At 49.2% G+C, this 21,474-nt stretch carries 20 protein-coding genes; 10 read left to right on the forward strand and 10 right to left on the reverse strand.

Going from position 1 to position 21,474, the window contains the following annotated elements:
• Positions 1-52 precede the first annotated feature (52 nt).
• From AC6R0S_RS03910 to AC6R0S_RS03920, 3 genes are all read right to left on the reverse strand, one after another.
• Entirely contained in the window at positions 53-2,056 is a 2,004-nt protein-coding gene (locus AC6R0S_RS03910) for a tRNA(Met) cytidine acetyltransferase TmcA (RefSeq protein ID WP_500633158.1), read from the reverse strand.
• 149 nt (positions 2,057-2,205) lie between these two features.
• Positions 2,206-3,177, reverse strand: a complete 972-nt coding sequence (locus AC6R0S_RS03915; RefSeq protein ID WP_500627345.1) for a ParB/RepB/Spo0J family partition protein — start codon at positions 3,175-3,177, stop codon at positions 2,206-2,208.
• 8 nt (positions 3,178-3,185) lie between these two features.
• On the reverse strand, positions 3,186-4,403 hold the full coding sequence (locus tag AC6R0S_RS03920; protein ID WP_500630983.1) for a ParA family protein: 1,218 nt from the start codon (positions 4,401-4,403) through the stop codon (positions 3,186-3,188).
• An 828-nt stretch (positions 4,404-5,231) separates the two neighbouring features.
• On the opposite strand from AC6R0S_RS03920, the gene AC6R0S_RS03925 reads away from it, so the two are divergent.
• The 5 genes from AC6R0S_RS03925 (at position 5,232) to AC6R0S_RS03945 (ending at position 9,891) form a co-directional block, all read left to right on the forward strand.
• On the forward strand, positions 5,232-5,408 hold the full coding sequence (locus tag AC6R0S_RS03925; protein ID WP_500630984.1) for a hypothetical protein: 177 nt from the start codon (positions 5,232-5,234) through the stop codon (positions 5,406-5,408).
• Between the two features lie 431 nt (positions 5,409-5,839).
• Positions 5,840-7,810 carry a replication initiator protein RctB domain-containing protein gene (locus AC6R0S_RS03930; RefSeq protein ID WP_500637254.1) on the forward strand — a complete coding sequence of 657 codons (1,971 nt, stop codon included), beginning with the start codon at positions 5,840-5,842 and terminating at the stop codon, positions 7,808-7,810.
• A gap of 697 nt (positions 7,811-8,507) precedes the next feature.
• Positions 8,508-8,705 carry a PA3496 family putative envelope integrity protein gene (locus AC6R0S_RS03935; RefSeq protein WP_334553016.1) on the forward strand — a complete coding sequence of 66 codons (198 nt, stop codon included), beginning with the start codon at positions 8,508-8,510 and terminating at the stop codon, positions 8,703-8,705.
• A gap of 167 nt (positions 8,706-8,872) precedes the next feature.
• A complete protein-coding gene (locus AC6R0S_RS03940) occupies positions 8,873-9,082 on the forward strand; it encodes a DUF3283 family protein (RefSeq protein ID WP_500627348.1) in 210 nt (69 codons plus the stop codon).
• Positions 9,083-9,171: 89 nt separating this feature from the next.
• Complete coding sequence (locus AC6R0S_RS03945; RefSeq protein WP_334553012.1) at positions 9,172-9,891, forward strand: YebC/PmpR family DNA-binding transcriptional regulator; 720 nt, start codon at positions 9,172-9,174, stop codon at positions 9,889-9,891.
• 51 nt (positions 9,892-9,942) lie between these two features.
• On the opposite strand, the gene AC6R0S_RS03950 is transcribed toward AC6R0S_RS03945, so the two are convergent.
• Together AC6R0S_RS03950 and AC6R0S_RS03955 are read right to left on the reverse strand one after the other, a co-directional pair.
• Positions 9,943-10,179 (reverse strand): DUF2798 domain-containing protein, encoded by a 237-nt coding sequence (locus AC6R0S_RS03950; RefSeq protein WP_500637255.1) that lies wholly within the window; start codon positions 10,177-10,179, stop codon positions 9,943-9,945.
• 87 nt (positions 10,180-10,266) lie between these two features.
• On the reverse strand, positions 10,267-11,151 hold the full coding sequence (locus tag AC6R0S_RS03955; RefSeq protein ID WP_500637256.1) for a DMT family transporter: 885 nt from the start codon (positions 11,149-11,151) through the stop codon (positions 10,267-10,269).
• Positions 11,152-11,266: 115 nt separating this feature from the next.
• Here AC6R0S_RS03955 and AC6R0S_RS03960 point away from each other — a divergent pair, with 115 nt between their 5' ends.
• The 3 genes from AC6R0S_RS03960 to AC6R0S_RS03970 all read left to right on the forward strand — a co-directional run bounded on the left by AC6R0S_RS03960 (position 11,267) and on the right by AC6R0S_RS03970 (position 14,198).
• Entirely contained in the window at positions 11,267-11,752 is a 486-nt protein-coding gene (locus AC6R0S_RS03960; protein ID WP_500632548.1) for a MarR family winged helix-turn-helix transcriptional regulator, read from the forward strand.
• A gap of 26 nt (positions 11,753-11,778) precedes the next feature.
• On the forward strand, positions 11,779-12,948 hold the full coding sequence (locus tag AC6R0S_RS03965; protein WP_500637257.1) for a sugar diacid recognition domain-containing protein: 1,170 nt from the start codon (positions 11,779-11,781) through the stop codon (positions 12,946-12,948).
• A 113-nt stretch (positions 12,949-13,061) separates the two neighbouring features.
• Positions 13,062-14,198 (forward strand): glycerate kinase, encoded by a 1,137-nt coding sequence (locus AC6R0S_RS03970; protein ID WP_500632546.1) that lies wholly within the window; start codon positions 13,062-13,064, stop codon positions 14,196-14,198.
• A 49-nt stretch (positions 14,199-14,247) separates the two neighbouring features.
• On the opposite strand, the gene AC6R0S_RS03975 is transcribed toward AC6R0S_RS03970, so the two are convergent.
• From AC6R0S_RS03975 to rimK, 4 genes are read right to left on the reverse strand one after another with little or no spacing between them, the layout of a single operon-like run.
• Entirely contained in the window at positions 14,248-15,111 is an 864-nt protein-coding gene (locus AC6R0S_RS03975; protein WP_500637258.1) for a mechanosensitive ion channel family protein, read from the reverse strand.
• Between the two features lie 6 nt (positions 15,112-15,117).
• Positions 15,118-15,567: an ATP-dependent zinc protease family protein gene (locus AC6R0S_RS03980; RefSeq protein ID WP_334552986.1), complete on the reverse strand. Its 450-nt coding sequence runs from the start codon at positions 15,565-15,567 to the stop codon at positions 15,118-15,120.
• Positions 15,567-16,598 (reverse strand): succinylglutamate desuccinylase/aspartoacylase family protein, encoded by a 1,032-nt coding sequence (locus AC6R0S_RS03985; protein WP_500637259.1) that lies wholly within the window; start codon positions 16,596-16,598, stop codon positions 15,567-15,569. Before AC6R0S_RS03985 ends, AC6R0S_RS03980 begins: the two co-directional genes overlap by 1 nt.
• A 5-nt stretch (positions 16,599-16,603) precedes the next feature.
• Complete coding sequence (rimK, locus tag AC6R0S_RS03990) at positions 16,604-17,509, reverse strand: 30S ribosomal protein S6--L-glutamate ligase (RefSeq protein ID WP_334552982.1); 906 nt, start codon at positions 17,507-17,509, stop codon at positions 16,604-16,606.
• Positions 17,510-17,612: 103 nt separating this feature from the next.
• Here rimK and AC6R0S_RS03995 point away from each other — a divergent pair, with 103 nt between their 5' ends.
• Together AC6R0S_RS03995 and AC6R0S_RS04000 are read left to right on the forward strand one after the other, a co-directional pair.
• The gene (locus tag AC6R0S_RS03995) at positions 17,613-18,455 is read left to right on the forward strand and encodes a LysR family transcriptional regulator (RefSeq protein ID WP_500637260.1); all 843 of its coding nucleotides are present in this window, start codon (positions 17,613-17,615) and stop codon (positions 18,453-18,455) included.
• Positions 18,456-18,569: 114 nt separating this feature from the next.
• On the forward strand, positions 18,570-19,532 hold the full coding sequence (locus AC6R0S_RS04000; RefSeq protein ID WP_334552978.1) for a magnesium transporter CorA family protein: 963 nt from the start codon (positions 18,570-18,572) through the stop codon (positions 19,530-19,532).
• A gap of 89 nt (positions 19,533-19,621) precedes the next feature.
• Here AC6R0S_RS04000 and AC6R0S_RS04005 read toward each other — a convergent pair whose 3' ends face one another.
• Complete coding sequence (locus AC6R0S_RS04005) at positions 19,622-21,469, reverse strand: cation:proton antiporter (RefSeq protein ID WP_500630609.1); 1,848 nt, start codon at positions 21,467-21,469, stop codon at positions 19,622-19,624.
• Positions 21,470-21,474 lie beyond the last annotated feature (5 nt).

The raw sequence follows: 21,474 nt of genomic DNA on the forward strand, positions 1-21,474 counted from the left end.
GTGTGGCCGTTTACACTGTAAATTTATCGTCTATTTTACAGTGTAAATTGGACTAGCCAGAACATTGAGATAACCAAGTTTCTATATCAAGCCGAAGCTGAGCTTCGACCTGCTTTTTACCAGGAAAACCTAAAGCCAAGGCACACTCACTCCAGCTCTGTTTTTGCAATACCTTTCTTATCATCACATCGCTGAACGCCTGAAAACCGTGTGTGAATGCAAAGCGATCGATCAGTGGCGCACAACTGTCATAACTCGCCCCACCTTTTGCATAACCCAACAGAAGCGCAGCCGTCCCAGTAGGGACAATGGAAGCATTAGTTTTTGGCGCCAAACTACGGACGACCTCAGTTTCAAGTTGGCGCAAACTGTCCGAGAGAGAATAGTGAAATTGCGTGGCGTAATGTTGCGCCACCTGTGCTAGCCACTCGGTATCGCCTTTGATCATAATGACTGAATGCGTACCGCTGGCGCTGTCTCGTTGACTGCTCACTTTGATCGGTGCAAAACCAGCTTGGCGCCAAAACTTAACCAAATCAGCGGTGGCGCCAAAGCTGGTGGAGAGAAAGTCACACTCAATGCTCTCTTCAAGCTGTGCGAGTACCGCCAGCCCTACCCCTCGCCTTTGTAGATCGGGATGAACTGCTATTCGCATGACACGCACACTTTTTTGCTGCGCCGCTCGCTCAATACCAAATTGATTCGCTAAGGTGCTCGGCACCAATTGACCTTTGGGGCGTCGTTTACCGAGCACAATGTCTTGCACCAGCTCTGCGGGCATGTTGCCCTCATCTACGGTCAACACGCAGGCAATGCATGTCCCTGACTCAAACTGAGCATAAACGTTGACGCTGGGCTCATCGAGGATAAGCATCAAATCATTAGGTGACGTCTGATAATGGGCGTTGACCAACAGCGCAAAGCACTGGCGCAGCAACTCAGGTTTTGCCAACAGCTGCGCTTTGTCGATGCAGGTGAGCGCTATCTCCGGCAACTGAGCAGGCGCTGGTTCTAACTCGGTGTCTAAGGCAAACGTCGAAAAATGCCATGCTTCCAACGGATCGCCCGCGTTCCAGCGAATCGGCTGTTGGAGATGAAGTTGTGCCATCCCCGGTCTTGCCACTTTAAGCCAATCTAAAAATTTGAGCGTAAAGCCTCGTCCACACCCCTCATAGCCGTGAATGGTGGTCGAAAACACGACACGATGATAACGCTCTGTGATCTGTTTAAGCATGGAAATGGGAATCGCAGACGCTTCATCGACCCACAAAGCATCACAATCCGGGCGCAGGCGAAGTAACTCATCTGGCGCAATAAACGCCAGTTGGCTCTCTTGGTAGCCTATACATGATTTGCTGACCGTAGCGCCCTCAAGTTGTGAGGCGGTGTGCTCAAACACTGCGCGCGTCGCGGCCAAACTCGGCGCACAGACAAGAAGACGTTTTCGAGAAGCCTTCATCAGCCTTGCTGCCGCGATGCCTAAGGCGCTGCTTTTTCCTCGACCTCGGTCTGCCGTTAACACCAATGGGCGCTTTCTGTGGCCTTCCACCACGCGACAAATCGCTTCAATCGCTGAGTGTTGCTCGATAAACGGATCTTGAGTTTGTCCGCTCGTCAGCGTGATGTTGGGGAGTGGTTTATCGGATGATAACCAATACAAGGATTGCATTGAGCGCAGCAACCACGTTTTCGATGAAGAAGCATCGGTGCGCTCATCAAGCGTGAATATCACAACCCCGCCCCCTTTGACCGCACCGAGTGCCGCACTGACGCTGTTGGCATCGAAGTCGTCGTTCACCGCGACCACTAAGAGCTCTATCTCTTGGCCCAGTAGCTGAGTGCCTTGCTTAGCCGATAGATGACGAACGAGACGGTCATCTTGATTAAAGACAGTGTGACCGAGACAAACCGCCGATTGAGCGCCGCTCGCTGAAAGCGCAGCGCGCAATACCGTGTGTTGCCATTGACCATCGCCTTCAATCACCACACCATAACGATGACGCATCAATTGGGCTTGTTGAAAAAGATCGCGAAAAAAGGACTCTATCGGATTCATAACACGTGGGTAACGGTGGACGATGGAGTGAGTATATCACTCTCGCTGCGCGCTGCGACATTCGCTCATCATTTCTGCCCGCCGCCACGCGCCAGCAATAAAAAAACCGCTCGAACAAGGAGCGGTTTTAGATGACGTTGACGCAGAAGTTACTGGAGCTTGGCTTGCAAGAAATCCAGAATATCTTGCATCAAAGCATCATCGACTTTCTTTAGGTTCAGCGACAAACTGGAACCTTTACGGCTGTAGCTCGCGCGACCTTTGACCAGCTCGGTTTTCGCACTGCCACTGGATTTGCTTGGCGTCATCTCTTCAATCCAAGACTCGATCGTTTCAGAGACTTCTTTGGTAATGCGTGCAACCCCTTGGGCTTCACTGCGCTGCCACACAAATCCCCCTTCACACTGACACTTTTCAAGCAGCTTTGCACGGTTCTCATCGCTGAGTGCATTGAACTGCTTGTGCAACTTCACAATGGTAGGTCGACCTAAATCCGCCACATTCGGATACGCTTGCAGCAGCTCAAGTGGCAAATCAGCGGCTTTCAACGCTCCACTGACCAAGGCTTCACTGCACTGAAACATCTTCGCCAGCGCTTTCTGATCCTCAGCTTCACCGCTAGCGAGCTTTGCTTGCATCTCTTTGCCCTTCTCATACAGAGACAAAGGCTTGTGGGCGTTCGCCACATCGGATAAGAATTTTGCATGTTGGGTGTTGATGTCATCGGCAACATAGATCAAGAACTCTTTGTTGGACAAAATACACGACATGCGGCGACGGCTACCATCGAGTACTTCAATCTTGCCATCTTCACGCTTGCGACCGACGGCCGGATACTGCTGGCCGCGCTCACGTAAAGTGACCAACACATCCGATAACGCATGCTCATTGAGGAAAGATTGCTCGCGGGCATTATCCGCAAAGACAACCGTCTGCGCTTCCACTTGATCGGCCGGAATACGCACCAACTCAAACTGCACTAACTCCTCACCCGCAACCGCTAACTCGATAAACTGCGCTTTATCTTTCGCTGCTTGCTGGGCTTCTTGTGGTGTCGTAACTTGGCGTTTATTCGCCTTGCCGAACAATCTTGCATTTAAGTCTGAAGTTTTAATTGCCATACTCTAGTTTACCCCTGATTCAGTGATGACCAGTGACTGTGCAACACTCGCTCTAGCTCCAGTGCACTCTTTTGTACCGCATCTTGCGCGGTCGCTAGGGTTTTCTTACCGCCTTCGAAGTCGCCGGTCGTGAGGTCAAACACCGTGCTGTAGGTGTCCGCACAGGTTTCAAACGCGCGGCTTCGCGGAATGGTGGCCATCATCACCTGATCGCCAAGCAAGTAGTTCATCTCAGTCAACACAGAGACTTGCTTCTTGTTGTCATCTTCAAACATGGTGGGCATCAGACGCACGAACTCAAGCCCTTTCCAATCTTCAGGGAACATCTCATACACCGTAGGTAGGTGCTGGAAGAAATTGACCGTCGACGCCCAATCCAAGCGCTTCGCCGCACAAGGGATCAGCAGCGCATTTGACGCGTACATGGCATTCCATACTAGAGGATCCACGTGCGGACCGGTATCAATCATGATGACATCAAAATCGTCAGCAATCTTATCGATCAGCTTTTCTTTAAGTAGTTTTACGATATCCAACGACTGATTCTGCGACAAGCTTTGCCACGCTTCTGCGTTAAACATCGCATCTTCTGGGAAGGCAGACACGGTTTTTAAATTCGGGTACTGCGTTGGTAGCATGACGTTTTTGCGCAAAAATGCCTTATCGACCTCAGTACCTTCAGGTACGTTATCGAGCATGATATCCACTGCAGAATAGATACTCTGGTGTTCACTGATGCTAATTTGTGGATTTAAAAATAGACGCAACGAACCTTGTGGATCTAAGTCAATCAAACAAATTCGGTAACGTTTATCCAGATTGAGCGCTAAGCACGCCGCTAAGTGTACAGCGGTCATCGACTTACCGGTTCCGCCCTTTTGGTTCTGAACGTTAATGATCCACGGCTTATTCTCTGTGTTCTTTTTACGTTCATGAAACTTGGGGATGCCCGCCGCATCCATCAACATGTGCGCTTCTTGCAATGAAATGGAGTAGTGATTGGCGTTGTTTTTCGTAAATTGGTGACCGTCCGCTTCGAGCTTACTGATCGCATCATCTAGTTTGCGACGCGTTAGCCCTGAGCGGGTTTCCATCAGCGCTTTCGACATCGGAGGAAAATGTTCGTCACGACGTTCTTCTAATACGATCTCTATGCGGTCCGCTTGAACTTGAGCCGTCTGCTCCGCCAATTGGTAGAGACTCTCTATGGTTTGTTCTCTTTTCATTGCCAAAATCCGTTGTAAGTGACTAAAATAAATTGTACAGCATTTAATAAAACAAACAATAAAAAGGTGAACATTCACTTATGGATTAAAATCACATTAAATAAAAGAAATCGGAACAATTTGATGACTTCTTGCAATCTGATGTTATTTTCGTCAATAAGGTGAGCAAAATCGCCTAAAAATCTTAGCCACTTTGCTTCGCGTTCTAACCTCTCGTAAAAGTGTTACCTTGTCACATATTTACATTGTAAACTACAAAAGCAAACCGAAAGATGAAGTAGGGCAGAAGTGTGGTGTTTTAATCCAACGAGTGCGTTCAAACCATTAATGCACCACAGCGTTCGCATTATTCACTTCTGACATACTCACCACAGAAAATCTCATCGCCTGTATCGGAACGATTAGGTTTTCCTCCTATTTTACGGAGCGTGTCATTTCAATCTTTACCGATCTAACCAAAACCTCACTCGCGTTGCGGTACGAAGCCGTTTACGTGAGCAGAATGAGTGATAATAGCTCTCGCAACGCGATCATAATTCAACCGGATCCAGCGGTTGAGTATTCGAAACGATGATCAAGGGACATCACTTGATCATGCTTTCGCTCCAAATCTGTGAAACTGGAACGATGATCAAGGCAACAAACCCTAAATCTCATCAATTGAACCTCGCGATCTTTCATCGCAAATGATCGGATCAATGATCAAGTGAATTGATGCTTCGGAAGCATGTAAAATAGAGCTTTATTTACGGACAAATGCAGATGGAATAAGAACTCATGCCAAAATAGCGGTGTTTAGCCAATAAATCAGATTGACAGGCACAGAATATGGGAAGAAACACGAATCACTTGATCATGCTTTCGACCTATATCGTCATAGAAGCCGTTGAGAGCAAAGTTGGTCGAGATTGCCGTTCAAATGCGATGATGGACAATAAACGGTGGAAATCTGAGCGAAATAAGCGACACGGCTCAGAGACATCAGCAGAAATGGCGTTTCCTTGATCATGTTTTCGGCATCACAGAGCGCTCAGCACAACCAATAAACCGCCGCTTATTGACACTTAACGATGCGCTCTGTGGATAACGTGTGAGAGAGTGATGATCATGCTTCTGCCAGCCCAATGATCATTGATTCAGCAACCACATGATCATGGTTCTTGGATATTTTGATCATGCTTTCAATAACTTAATGATCATGCTTTCGTCTTTCACATGATCATGCTTTCCAAGTCAAAAAAAATAACGCGCCAATAAACAATGACTTAGAAGGAAACTGACGGCCAGATCATAAGATCATATAACCAATATAGATCAAATAAATCAAAAAGATCAGTTATTTAAAAACCTCTAATTTTTTCTTTATTTATGATCTTTTTTTCTTTATTCTTCAGGAACTATAGCGATATTACGGCTAGTGTGATACGGATCTAATCATGAGTTCTGACGAAAAAATACTGATCAAAGCCCCAAGAAGCCACAAGGATGGCCATTTATTTGAGGTGTCTGAAACGGCTGTCCACTGGATAGAACAATACCAACACTTCAAAGGGGTGACGAAAAGTATTGTCGAACTGCTCAATCTCATCTCACTGCGAGGATTCAGCAGCAAAGATGGTTTGGTTTCAACCACTGAGTTGATCGATGCAACAGATGGGCAAGTCACACGAGCAGCCATTCAGCAGCGATTACGCGCCGCAGTCAACATCGGCCTGTTTTTACAGGTACCAGTGCGTTTTGAAGAAGGGTTAGCGGGCAAAACCATGCTCCATCGCTTTGTTAACCCAAACCAGTTGATTTCCGTGTTGGGCGCCACCAGCTTGGTCACGGAATCGGTGAAGCAAAGTGAGAAACAAAAACGCTCTAAGGCACTGGCTCAAACTCAGGTGAACAAGCGCTTGCTCAATGAGCATGGCTTGAATATTCCCCCAGCAATGAAAGATGAAGCGGATCAGTTTGTGGTATCGCCTACCAACTGGGCGGGCATTATCGATCAAGCCTTAGCGCCGCCCAGAACGCGCAAACAGTACCAAAAAAGCATGGTGTCGATCTCAGGCACGCGCGCGGTGATCGAAACACGATCATCTAAAAACATCATGACGGTGGATGATCTGATGACGCTCTTCGCGCTGTTCACCTTAACCGTGCAATACCATGAGCACCACCAGCAACAATATCAACTCGATGCAACGCACGTGCCTAACAAAACGCCACTCTACATCACCGACATTTTGTCGCTGCGTGGCAAAAAAGACAGCGGCCCTGCACGAGACTCCATTCGTGACAGCATCGATAGAATCGAGTTTACCGACTTTCAGTTACACGAACTCACCGGCCGTTGGCTGAGCGAGAACATGCCAGAAGGCTTTAAGAGCGATCGTTTTCGTTTCTTGGCCCGAACCATTACCGCATCGGAAGAGGCACCTACAGAGGGCGCTGACGGCGAAATTCGCATTAAACCGAACCTCTACATCTTGGTCTGGGAGCCGTCGTTCTACGAAGAACTGCTCACGCGTGACTATTTCTTCTTGTTCCCACCTGAAATTTTGAAGCAGCATACCTTGGTCTTCCAGCTGTATAGCTATTTCCGTAGCCGTATGGTTCGTCGACACACAGATCAAATGCTCTTAAGCGAGCTAAATCAAAAGCTTGCGCGCAACATTGAGTGGCGCCGTTTTTCAATGGATTTGATCCGAGAGCTGAAAAAACTCTCGGAAGGGAAGGGCAGTGACGATCTGTTTGTGGTCAATTTGTGGGGTTATCACTTAACGATCCGCACGATCGCGGAAGGCGACAAGATCAAAGATTACGAATTCGACATCAAATGCGATGCTGAAGAAGTGCTGCGTTATTCGCGTGCACGTACCACCAACGCGGGTAAGCGCAACATGGCGCCGACGCTGCCCAACCCGCTACGTAATGAGATGGTCACACGCCAACAGCTTGATGAGATGTCGCAGATCATTGATGGCGAATTCGAGCCTATCCAACGTAAAGAGCGCACGGCCAAAGGCAAATTGGGCCGTCGGGTAAAACAGCGTAAGCACTTAGTTGAGATCAACGCCGATGAGATCACCATTACTCTCTCCAAATATACCTCTCCAGAGGCTCTAGAACGCTCTATAACGGCGTTAGCGGCGATGACAGGGCACTCCCATAACTCCATCCAAGAAGAGTGTCTGGAGCTCATTGACAAGCTTGATTACCTGCGGGTCGGTGAAGAGGTCATCCCATACGAGACTTTGAGTAAAATGGTCGAGTTGTACAACAGCCAAAGTGAAAACAAGCACTTGTCGATCGAACGCTTGATTGCGGGCCTCGCCGTGCGCCGAAAAGTGTGCAAACAAGTCCATGAAGGGCATCTGGATGAGACCGTATTCCGCGCATTAGATGAAGTGGCGGTGTAGTTTGCGGCCTTGTCTGACAATTGGACACTATCACTACATTACCCTGACACTTTACTGACATAAAGCGCGCCGAGCTTGGCTATTATTTATCCCGAATAGACAACCTTTTGTCCTTTCTGATGAATGAGAGATAGGATTATCTCTGATAGATTGGCTCATATTGTTACATTCATTCTGAATATTTGGCGAGTTCGATGAACTCGCTATTTTTTTGCCTGTTGATCCCCTATTTCTCCTTTTACGCTGCTTCTCTTAAGCGCCCATGCGACCTTCATTACCTTGATCATGCTTTCGGATCACAGTGCAAGATCACCGACATCCCTTGATCATTCTTCCAAAGATTGAAATCTCGGTACTGACACCGCTTCGCTTGAATATTTTTGTTTGGATAAACCTTGGTCTCAGGATGGAGTCAGCCCGTTGTTACGCTTCGGGAGTGCGGAGAGTTGGATGTGGCAGAGGGAGAGAGTAGGGCACACCTTAGAAAAAATGAGAGCTGGATCGCCTGACTTTTCTTAAGGGTAATCATTTAAATGTATCGCTAGTTTTTCTGCCCTGCAAAGGCTATTTATAAAATAATCGGTAAGAGTGTTCGAACTATTAGCGCAATCACATTCTGACGCTAAAATTCTTAACAAGGGATAGGCGTATTTGCTACAGATTAGGCGTCCCTAGCATGGTTTGTTCGGAGGTTACTATGTCCATTAATTCTATTGACCATGATGAAATGACTCATATTGCCGGTAAGTGGGACTTCACGGAAGAAGTAGAAACAAAAGAGCCAACCAAGGCAGTCAAATCTGCCGAGGCACGTAGACGTATTGAAGCATTGAGAGAGATACGTGAAAGCGGCTTATCGATTGAAGAAGCGAAAGAACTTGGCTTACTTCATTAAGCAATCCCCTAATTAGTTAAGGGCGGCCATAGTGCCGCCCTTAGTTTTTCCAAAAGAGCGATGTTTTTTTGATCTTGGCGGGTGAGCGAGGTGATTGAGACTCTACTTTGCTCGCTGGTGTGTGGTATATTCCCACTCCATATTTTTACAGAAACTGAGCGTGATTGATGTCGATTAACCTGTCGAACCTTCCTGCCGAAGAAAAAAACAAGGTTGAGCTTGATAAACAAGCGTCATTTTTGGTTTGGAAGCTCCGTGAGGCTAAAACTGGCCCAGATGAAGTGAATCAGCAAGCGGCCAAAATCAAAGATGAGAACGAGAAAGCGTTCTTCTTAGACTCTGTAGCCAAATATAAGCGAGTAATGGGCGTGTTGTGACCCCATTTCTCAGCAAGGCGAGAAATTGAAAAGCCCTCGCATTTTGCTAAAATCCTTCGCGTTAAATTGAAATTAGAGAGAACATCCCGATGGGAAGAAGTTTTGAAGTGCGCAAAGCCTCAATGGCGAAAACTGCAGGCGCAAAAATTAAAGTTTATTCCAAATACGGTAAAGAAATTTACGTGTGTGCAAAAAACGGCGGTTCAGACCCAGACATGAACCTGTCGCTTAAGCATTTGATTGCAAAAGCGAAAAAGGACCAAGTTCCTGCGCACGTGATCGATAAAGCGCTAGATAAAGCCAGCGGCGGTGGCGGTGAAGATTACCAACCTGCACGCTACGAAGGTTTCGGTCCGGGTGGCACGAGCGTTATCGTTGACTGTTTGACTGATAACGGCAATCGTACTTTCCAAGATGTTCGCCAGTGCTTTGTGAAAACAGGCGCGAAAATCGGTGTGGAAGGCTCAGTATCACACATGTTCGACCATCAAGCGGTGTTCCAGTTTAAAGGTGATGACGACGAGGTCATCCTAGAGACCTTGATGATGGAAGATGTGGACGTCACTGACGTAGAACTGGAAGATGGCGTGATCACAGTGTTCGCACCTCATACCGAGTTCTTTAAAACCAAAACGGCATTGAGCGCAGCGTTCCCAGACTTAGTTTTGGATGTTGAGGAAATCACCTTCGTACCGCAGACGCACACGCCAGTCAGTGGTGAGGATGCGGAGAAATTCCAAAAGTTCCTTGATATGCTTGATGATTGTGACGATGTTCAGCAGGTTTATCACAACGCTGAATTGTCGTAATCGACGAGTAAGACGAATAGAGTAACAAAAACCGAGCTTGGCTCGGTTTTTTTATGGCTGTGAGGTGGTCTTTGGGCTTGCCAACCAGGCTGATAAGCGGCGAATTTGTGGCAGTACCGTGAGGTTCAAGACCAAAGCGCATGGCCACGCCAAGGTAAAGCCTCTCATCCAAGCGGCTGGCCAGGTGGCGTTAAAGCCCAAATTGTAGCCAGACAGCAGCCCAGACATGATAAACGCCATTGTGAAGGATGACAGTAGGGCTGAAATCCAAAATTGTTTACGACTCATTGTAGCTCCTCAATAAAAGGTTGTTTTGTCTATTCTGCATGCGAGTGAGTCATATGTCTAACCGGTTTACAGTGTAAACCTCGACGATTATGCGACACGCTTTCTATCGTGCGCTAGTGCCGAAACCGCTTGAGGCAGCAGTGACATAATGATCATGCCCAGCATTAAGCTGTACTGAAAAGGAGTGAAGGATTCACCAAGCAGTATCATCCCTGACACGATGCCCGCGACCGGATTCGCAATGCCGCCAAAAGTAAAATCGACCACAGTCATTCTTTGTAGCAGCCAGACATACATGGCGTAGCTAAACGCCGTATTCAGACCGACTACCCAGACTAACCCGAGTGCATTGCTCATTGAAAAGTGCTCAATGACGGAGACGTACTGCTCCGGGGACGAGACACTGTGGAGCAGCGCCGCTAAGGTGAGTACACCACCCCCAATGAGTAATTGCCACGTCAGGACTTTCCACCAGTGGATGCGACTGCCCAAAGATTTGGTCAACGCGCTGCCTGTCACTATGCATAAAATCGCGCCCAGCATGGCGAGCAAGCCAACCGGATCAAGGACAATCGCACTGGGATCGAACAACCACCACGCAAGCATGATCAAGGATGCGCCGCAAATCGATTGCAGCAAGGTCGGTCTGATTTTATGAACGATCCCCGCGTAGCCCAGCGCAAACACAGGAACAGAGACCATGCCAACACCGGCAATTGCAGACGGCAATCGCAGTGCCATGACAAAAATCAAGCTGAAAAACAGCCCGATGTTGACCGTTCCTAGTAGAGCCAGTACTCGCCATTCGCCTCTTTTGGGCCAGCTAGGTTTCATTGCAAGCAATAACAGCCCTGCAGGTAGCGCGCGCAATGCGCCAAGCAGCAAAGGCGGCCAGTCTGTAAGGGCGAACTGTGTCACGGCGTAGGTGGTACCCCAAAAAAACGCAGGGATCATGGCAAGCAATATATTCATTAAATTTATCTTTACGTTAAGATATTGGCCCGAACCATACGCCTATTCACCGTGCTTGTAAAGTATCTTTATGTTAAGGTAAATCCACATATCAGAATAATAGAGAGGCACCCCGGTGGATGTCATTGACACCTTGACCCAGCAGTGGTCGACAGAAAAACCGCATCTCGACACAGGGCCGATGGCCATGATGGGGCGGCTATTGCGCATTGCGAAGCAGATCGAAGCTGCGCTGGCTCAATTGCACAAGCAGTATGACTTGAAATTGGGAGAATTTGACGTCTTGGCCACCCTGCGCCGCAGTGGCGCGCCGTATCGTTTGACCCCTTCTGAGCTTATCAACGCGATGCTGCTGACCTCTGGGGCGATGACCAACCGTCTTGATAAACTCACAAGTAAAGGCTTGATCGTACGTATTCACAGTGAGCAAGATAGACGCAGCGTTGCGGTTGAATTGACGGAGCGTGGGCGCACTGTGATTGATGCCTTGCTCGACGAGCACGTGGCCCTTCAGCATCGCCTTGTCGAAGGACTGAACGTTTCGCAGCGTGAAGCGCTGACCGCTCTGCTCAAAGAGTGGCAGCTGCAACTGGAATCTTAGATGACGGACAACCAAAGAGTATGCCCATGCAATTAACCCCTGCCATCGCGCTTCATATTGTTGAGCGCGCCTCGTCCATCTTGCCTTATCCCGTCAATGTGATGGATGAGTGTGGCATCGTCATTGGTTCGAGTGACGAGAGTCGTCTTCATCGCTCTCATAAAGGCGCGTTATTGGTACTGCATGAGCAACGTGCGGTCGAAGTGGATAGTTCGATGGCTAAGGCGTTAGTGGGGGTTAAGCAAGGGATCAATTTACCGATTCGTTATCGTGGACAAATGATTGGCGTAGTCGGCTTATCCGGAGAACCCCAAGAGGTACGCTATTACGCTGAGTTAGTCAAAATGACGGCGGAAATGGTCATTGAGCAAGCCGCTTTGGTGGCGGAACTGCAATGGGATAATCGCCATAGAGAGAAACTCCTGCAGCAATTACTAGGAGCGCCAAATGTTCAAGAAGGGCAATTGGCGACGATTGCCGAGCGGCTTACCATTGATTTGCGTCAGCCACGTCTTGCATTGATCCTCAAAGTGAGCTCAACGGTGCCAACGCCTTTGTCGCTAGAGGCGATTCAAGCGCTCATTGCGGATTTAGAGCATACTCAGCGTGACGCCTTAATTGGCCTGATGCCTGATGCACCGGATGAGATTGTCTTGTTGGTGCCTGCGCAAGTTAAGGCTCAGCTCTGGGATAAATCTCGTGAGGAACATGCATGTTTGAGGCGATGGCAGACCATTGAGCAGTGCATCCAGCGCCATTGTGATAGCGGCTACTCCGCTCGGTTGACCGTTGGGCACTACTATCCAGGGCTAGATGGTCTCAAGCGCTCGTATCTCAGTGCTCAATCACTGCTGTTTATCGCCACTTCTGAGTCTCTGTCCATCCAGTTTTATCATCAACACACCTTGGCGGCATTGGTGGCGAGTTTACGACAATCGTCCTGGCATCAGCATCAGCTTGTAGAGCCGATTGAGCGTCTAATAGCCAAAGATCGTAAGGGCGTGCTGCTACATACGCTACGCACCTATTTTGAGCACAATGAGGATGCGATGAGCACGTGCCAAATGTTGGATATTCATAAAAATACGCTGCGCTACCGTCTAGAGAAAGTGGAAGCACTCACTGACAAACGACTTTCTTGCCTCGAAGATAAAGTGGCGCTTTACCTCGCGCTGCAAGCAAAAATTGTTTATTGACACAATAAACTAGCATTATTTTTCATCAATATTGTCAATACATCCAATTTAATGACGTTCAAGCCATTCTATACTGGTGATACTCATTTGTGCTTGGCGAAATAGGAAAACCGATGAAAGTAGTGATTGCACCAGATTCATTTAAAGAAAGCTTAACCGCGATGGAGGTCGCTGATGCGATTGAGCGAGGCTGCCGCACCGTTTGGCCGGATGCGAATTACATCAAGTTGCCGATGGCCGATGGCGGGGAGGGCACAGTGCAGTCGCTGGTTGATGCCACGGGAGGCAGTATTGTACCTGCAGTGGTAACCGGCCCGATGGGCGAGCCTGTTGAGGCGTTTTATGGATTGCTGGGTGATGGCCGCACTGCGGTGATAGAGATGGCCGCGGCATCGGGCATTCATCTCGTTGCCGCAGAGGATCGCAATCCGCTTACCACCACCAGCTATGGAACGGGAGAGTTGATTCTCGCTGCCATCGCACAGGGCGTCACGTCCATCATCATTGGTATTGGTGGGAGTGCGACCAACGATGGCGGAGTCGGCATGTTGCAGGCGCTTGGCGCGCGTTGTCTGGATAGACAAGGCAATGAGATCGCATTCGGTGGCGGTGCGTTGCGTGAGCTAGATTGCCTTGATCTCAGTGGACTCCATCCTACCTTGACTCAGGTGGAGCTTAACGTCGCGTGCGATGTGGACAACCCACTGTGTGGTGAGCTTGGCGCTTCTGCTGTGTTCGGTCCGCAAAAAGGGGCGACACCGGCGATGGTGAAGCAGCTAGATGACAACTTGGCGCATTATGCTGACATCATTGAGCGTACCACTGGGGCTATGGTCAAACATCAGGCCGGAGCGGGCGCCGCTGGTGGTCTAGGGGCGGCGTTACTGGGCGTGCTTCATGCGAAGCTGACACCCGGCATTGATATTGTGATGCAAGCGCTGGCGCTTGATTCTCACCTCCAAGGTGCGGATTTGGTGATCACAGGTGAAGGACGCATCGATAGCCAAACCATTCATGGTAAAACCCCCATCGGTGTAGCTAAAGCCGCCAAACGCTACGATACTCCTGTGATCGGTATTGCCGGTAGCCTTGCTAAAGATTGTGCGATTGTCCATCAACATGGGCTTGATGCCGTTTTTAGCGTCGTACTCGGCGCGACCGATCTTCCTACTGCACTAAAAGAAGCCGCCTTCAATGTGGAGCTGACGGCGAGAAACGTTGCGGCGGCGCTGGCTCTTTGTGTTAAGTGAGCATTTTCAAAAGATTAGTAAGGGAGCAGCACGCTCCCTTCCTTGCCATTTAACGCGGCTCTCGCACTATTTTGATGGCCCCGTCGAGGTGAATATCACGCTGCGGGTAGGCGATGGTGATGCCGTGCTCGTTAAACGCGGCGTCAATCTCGAAGCGAATCTCACTTGAGACGGATCGGATGCCTCCTTCAACTTGCGAGTGAATCCAGAAGAAAGATTCAAAGATCAGCGCGTTGTCGCCAAAGTCTTGGAAAAAGACTTTGGGTTCAGGTTTAGGCAGCACCTTTGGGTTGTTGGTGGTGATTTCATGCATCAGTTTTTCGACTAAGCGAACATCACTGCCGTATGCCACACCGACGACAACCGACGCGCGCACCAGTTCATCGCGTAGCGTCCAGTTGATCACTGTATTTTCAAGCAACTTGCTGTTTGGGATCAACATATGCACGCCATCGACACGGCGAATACGGGTCGAGCGGGTGTTGATTTGCTCCACCTTGCCCTTTGCGCCTTCCACCTCAAGAAAGTCGCCGATTCGAATCGGCTTTTCGCCAATCAAAATCCAACCACTGATGAAGTTGTTGATGATGTTTTGTGCGCCGAAACCAAAACCGATCGCAATAGCGCCGGAGAGAAACGCAAACGCCGTGATCGGAATGTTGAGCATCGACAAGGTGGTGAGGAAGATCATGCCAAGGGCAATCACAAACAAAATCCGCTCAATCAAATGGATGATGTTGGGATCTTTGCCATTGGACGCCAGCCTTGATGAGACCGCTTTGATCATCAATTTCACGATCCACAAGCTCACCACCACCCAAGTAGGGACCATCAAAATGGCCCACAAGGTGATCGGTTGTTCGTTAAAGGTAAAGAGCGTCATTTCTAACCATGAAATGGCTTGCTCAAACATAGTGTTCTACTCCTGTATGCTAGACCCGCAAAATACCTGCGCAGGGTCGATTAAAAAGCGTTTGCCCATCGCTTGGCGGCCCAGCAACATCAGATAAGTCATGTCTGAGCGGTCGGTGAGCGTGATCTGAATCGGCCACTCTAACTCGCCCAATTTGGCCATCGTTTCAATCACGTAGCGCTGCTCTGACATACCGTTGGATGACTTGATTTTGCGCAGGTCATACAACTCAGATTTGCATCGCACCACTTTGTCGACGTCGTGCACTTCTGGGTGAATATCAAACTGAATACCGGGTTTACCGTTCACTTTGATAAGCTTAATGTGATCAACGTGTAGGGACGAGGTTTGCGCGCCTGAATCCACTCGCACGGTGAGATTATCAATGCCCAGTTCAGGCAAGGAAATGTTCTCTAAGCGACCAATAATGACTTTTTCTGTGTTGCTGCTTTTCATTACAGACCTTCTTTTATCTCTCTAGAGGCGACGTCTTCAGACAGCTTATCTATCTGTTCGGCGACCGCTTTTTCATCTTCATCAAAATAGGCGATGTGATACATGGCTTCGCCTTCTTGAACCAAAGGAATGTTTTGCTTACCGATGATGACCCCTGTACGAGGCGCGACAATCACCGCCAACTTTTCACCGTACGCACTGCTAATGGTAGCCAGTTCATCGCCCTTCATGACGTAGTCACCCAACTGGTACTTGTGTCTGACGATGCCACTGGCACTGCCGCGAACCCATTGGCTACCACGAGCGACCACAGGCTCCGGGACCCCTTTACGTTGGTTGCGACCTTTGCTGACCATGTTGAGATGGCGCAGGACGCGAATCACGCCACGGGTGCCCATACGAATCGAGGTCTCATCAAAGCGCAGTGCTTCACCTCCTTCATACACCAAGACTTTGGTATTCGAGTTGGCGGCGCAATCACGCAGTGAGCCGTCAATTTCTTCCGAGTGCAGTACCACAGGCGCACCAAAGGCGTTGGCCAGTTCTGCGGTCACCTCATCTTCGACGTTAGCCCGGATCTGTGGCAAGTTGGTGCGATGAATCGCGCCGGTATGCAAATCGATACCGTATTGGCATTTGTCGATGATTTCGGTTTTAAAAATATTGGCGACTCGAGCCGCGAGCGATCCTTTAGGCGAGCCCGGAAAGCTGCGGTTGAGATCGCGTCTATCAGGTAAATAACGGCTTTGATGAATCACACCATGCACGTTAACCATAGGCACAAAAATCACCGTACCACGCAGGACGCGAAAGCGTTTCATGTTGATGATGCGATGGACAATTTCAATGCCATTGAGCTCATCACCATGCACCGCGGCACTGACGAAAATCGTCGGCCCTGCCTGTTTTCCACGCACGATATACACCGGCAGCGAAACTTCGGCGTCTGTATACAGCTTTGCTACTGGCAGCGCAATCTTTTTACGCTCGCCCGGCTTAATCGTGTGAGCGCCAATTTTCAGTTCTGTCATGCTTATTAACCCTTGCCACGCGTCTTGTTGGCGTTAAATTTGGCGTTTTTCTCAATAAATTCGTACAGCTTGCCCGCCACATCGAGGTTGGTTGCTTTTTCAATGCCTTCTAGACCCGGAGAGGAGTTGACTTCCATCACCATCGGGCCGCTGTTGGAGCGCAGCAAATCAACGCCACAGAAATTCAAACCCATTACTTTGGCCGCATTGACCGCCGTTTCGCGCTCTTCTTTGGTTAAACGAATGATCTCCGCAGAGCCGCCACGGTGCAGGTTGGAGCGAAACTCGCCTTCCGCCGCTTGGCGCTTCATCGCGGCGACCACGCGTCCACCAATCACCAAACAGCGAATGTCAGCGCCGCCAGACTCTTTGATATACTCTTGAATCAAAATGTTCGCTTGAAGTCCCATAAAGGCTTCGATGATGCTCTCCGCCGCTTTAGAGGTTTCCGCAAGTACCACGCCAATGCCTTGGGTACCTTCAAGCAATTTAATGACCAGCGGTGCGCCGCCGACGTTTTTGATCAAGTCTTTGATGTTGTCCGGTTTGCTTGCAAAGCCCGTTCTTGGTAGGCCAATGCCTTTGCGAGACAGCAATTGTAGCGAGCGCAATTTGTCACGAGAGCGGCTAATCGCCACCGACTCATTGACGTTAAAGGTGCCCATCATTTCAAACTGTCTTGCCACAGCAGTGCCGTAGAAGGTGATGGAAGAGCCAATACGCGGAATCACCGCATCGTACAGCGGCAGCTCTTCACCGTGATAACGCACGGTAGGGCGGCTGCTTGTTATATCCATGTAACAGTGTAGAGTGTCGATCACATCGACTTCGTGGCCACGTTCGATACCCGCCTCGACGAGACGCTGAGTGGAATAGAGTTTTTTATTGCGAGACAGAATAGCGATTTTCATGAGGCACTCCTTTGTGTTTGTGTGGCTTAACTGTAGTCTTTGAAAATCGATAAGCAAAACTCTATATTTCTTACAGTTTGTTTGAAAAAATTTATCAAATCCGATGAAGATTGAATTACTAAAGACCTTTATTGAAGTGAGCCAAACGCTCCATATTCGGATGTCTGCTCAGAACTTACACCTGACGCAGGCGGCGGTCAGCTCCCGAATCAAACAGCTTGAAGATGAGTTGGGGGTGATGTTGTTTGATCGCGCTAACAAGCGCCTAAAACTGACCGCAGAAGGCGATAAAATGGTCAAGCACGCCAACGACATGATGGCGATGTGGCACAAAATTAAGCAAGAAGTCGGCGTGACAGACAGCGATGGCTCGCAGCTATTTTTAGGTGCCATGATGTCCATTTGGGATATAGTGCTGCATGACTGGTTACAAAAAATTCACCGTAATATTGATGATGCCCATCTTTACACCCACACATACTCATCGGTGGAATTGCGTAAACGGGTCCTCAACCGAATCTTAGATATCGCGTTTCTGTTTGAGCCGCCACATACCGATGAAGTCGTGGCGAAAAAGCTCTGCACTGTCCCTTTGGTGTTGGTCAGTACGACGCTAGTAAGGGAAGCGTCGGAGCTAGAGAGCTTTGTGATGGTGGATTACGGTGATGCGATTAACTCTATGTTTTCCCATCACTTTGGCGAAGAGCTCGCGCCAAGGCATCATATGACGCAGCCCAATGTTGCCCTCTCATTTATTCTCGAGGCGGGCGGGGCGGCGTACTTGCCGCGGCAGATGTGTTTTGCCCAGTTGCGCCGTCAGCAACTGCATTTGGTGCCCAATACGCCGACGTTTCATCGTGATATCTATGCGATTTACTTGGCCAGCAGCCACAAACGTGAGCTGATTGAGGATTCACTGATGCTGTTTCCCTATAGTATTAGATAACCTTCAGCATTAGATAATGTTTGTTTTATCCCGTTAATTGTTCGATTTTTTTTATCAACTCACTTTTTAACCGTAAAAAATCACGGTTGGGCGTGAAAATTAAGGAGCGTCAGAGTGCTAAAAGCGTTTTATCTACATGACAATCAGTTGTCCGAAGGCGGCGAGGAGTTAATCACTCAGTGGCAAACTCAAGGTGGCCACATTTGGTTAGATTTTTATGAAGAGCCCGCTCAGCAGGAAGCCGAGCTTCTCGCTAAGCTAGGCTGCCACCCATTAGCCATTCAAGATGCGCAGCGCGATCGCCGTCCGCCGAAGGTGGAAGAGTTTGATCAGCATACTTTCGTGCTTTATCGCGGTTTTAGTCATGTTGAAGAGCATCTCGATTTAAAAACCATGGCGCTTGCCTGTTTTGTCGGGGAAAACATCCTGATCACCCGCCGTGTGGAGCACTCGTTCGGTATTGAAGCGTTAGCGGCGCACAAATCGCTGGCGAAGTATTTGCGTTCACCAAGCTTGCTGTTGAGTAAAATCATGAACGCCTCGGCGCAGCGTTTTACCGATGCGGTGTTAGAAGCGGAAGATGAAATCAGTGAGTTGGAAGATGGCATGCTGACGCAATCCAGTGATGAGCTGATGCAGCGACTGATTTTGCTTAAATCCCATCTGCGTAAAATTCACCGCGTGCAGTCCTACCACGTGAAGTTGATTGATCAGGTGATGGAAGAAGAGCTGGCCTTCATTGATATGAACGATTCAGAGGTGAAACACAGCTTCCGTGATGTGTTTGATAAATTCGATCGTCTCGAAAGTTTAACTTCTATGTACTACGACTTGTGCGGCGACTTGATTGAAGGTTACATCTCGCTGAGCTCGCATCAACTGAACAAGACCATGCAGCTATTGACGGTGGTATCAGCGATTTTCGTGCCGCTGACCTTTATTGCCGGTATCTACGGAATGAACTTCGAATACATTCCTGAGCTGCGGTTTGAGCACGGCTATTTTGTGTTGTGGGGTGTGATGATTGGTGTCGCGTCGGCGCTATTGTACGTCTTTAGGCGCAAACGCTGGTTGTAGCGAGCGGTTATTCATAAACGCCATCGCCCACCAAATCGGTGGGCGATGGTTTTTTTATGGCTTGGCGTGTGATGCTTCGCCGAGTACCGTTATTCGGCTTTCGCCTCTCGGCCGTTATTGTCTTTGAGAGTGCTTTCTTTGTGATTGTTCTCTTTGCTGTGGATCAGTGACACCATGATTTCGCCCGCCACGGGCTTGAGTTCATCAGGCTGGCTGACAATCTGGATGCGGTTTTTCACATTGACCACAAACAACGGCACCACGGTGGCGTCTTTGTATTGCGTCTTGTAATCCTCAAAAGTGAAGTTATCACTGATCTTGGTGTGCTTCATTTCAGCCCCTTGACCAATCATACTGGCCAACTTTTTATAGCTGACTGTGCCACCGAGTAGCAAGGAGTAGGCGTGTTCAGAGTTGTGAGTATGCTTATCTTGTGACTCATCGCTTTTCTTTTCATGCAGACAAAACACCTTGCGATGGCCAAAGTCGGTCGCGAGTTGGACACTGGCAATAGAGTTGAAATGTTGGTCGGGGGTGACCGCCAGCACCTGACCAATACCAATCAGGTCGAGGTTGTCTTCGGCATGGCTGGAGGTTGGGTTGCCGTAGTAGCTATCAAACCCGTCCATGCGCGCTTTGCGTACGTAGTCCCAGTTGGAATCGGCCATCAGAATTCGGCAGTCGTAGGTTGAAATCGCTTTACCAATTTTGCGCGCAACATCGTTGGCACCCACAATCAAAAAGCCTCTTGGCGAAGGCTCTGCGACACCCAGCCAAGCCGCGATCGGGCGGGCCGTGGCACTTTGCAGCACTACGGTGCCGATGATGACCATAAAGATCAGTGGTACCAGCAAGTTTGCGCCTTCGACCTCCAAAAAGGTCAGTTTAATGGCAAACAGTGAAGAGACCGCAGCGGCAACGATACCGCGCGGGGCAACCCAAGCGAGGAAGGCTTTCTCTTTGGTCGACAGCTGGCTGCGCGCCGTGGACAGGAAAATTGACACCGGACGAGACACCAACTGGATGACGGCAAACAGCACCAACGCCGCGAAACCAAGCTGCTCAAAGTCGGACACTTGCACTCGCGCGGCGAGTAGAATAAACAGACCAGAGATAAAGAGAATGGTGAGGTTCTCTTTAAAATGGAGGATGTGCGCAATGCTGACGCCTTTGACGTTGGCAAGCCATACGCCCATTACGGTTACGGTCAAAAGACCCGATTCGTGTTCAAGGTAATTGGAGGCGGCAAACACCCCCAGCACAATCGTTAGCACGGCAAACGGCTGTAAATACTCCGGTAACCAATGGCGGCGCATCATGGCGGCCACCAACACGCCCGCCGCGATGCCCAAGCCAAAACCGACCACCAAAATGGTGCCGAATACGGCTAAGCTGTGCACTTCGCTTTGTGAGACGATGAACTCATACACCATCACCACAAACAGCGCGCCTAATGGGTCAATTAAGATCCCTTCCCAGCGCAAAATATTGGCCAGGCGTGAGCTTGGCCTGACCGTGCGTAGCAGCGGCACGATCACTGTTGGCCCTGTCACCACGGTTAAGCTGCCAAAGAGGAAGGCGATGGTCCAGTCTAGGCCAAGCAAATAGTGGGTCGCGAACGAGGTAATGATCCAAGAGATCACTGCCCCTATGGTGACGATACTCCAAACACTTTTACTGATCCCCCTTATTTGTTTGAAGTTCAGGGTCAAGCTGCCTTCAAATAGAATCACGGCAACAGCCAGTGAAATGATGGGGAAAAACAGGTCGCCCAAGGCTTGCTCGGGTGAGAACAGGCCAAGCACTGGCCCCACTAGCAATCCAGCAATCAACAAAAATAGAATCGCCGGCAGTTTAAGTTGCCATGCGACCCACTGACAGACTAATCCTAGAACCCCGACACCGGCTAGGGTCAAGGCGATCATCTCTGAACTCATTGTTA

It is taken from the genome of Vibrio sp. R15-SG3-ISO1B, assembly GCF_059833835.1.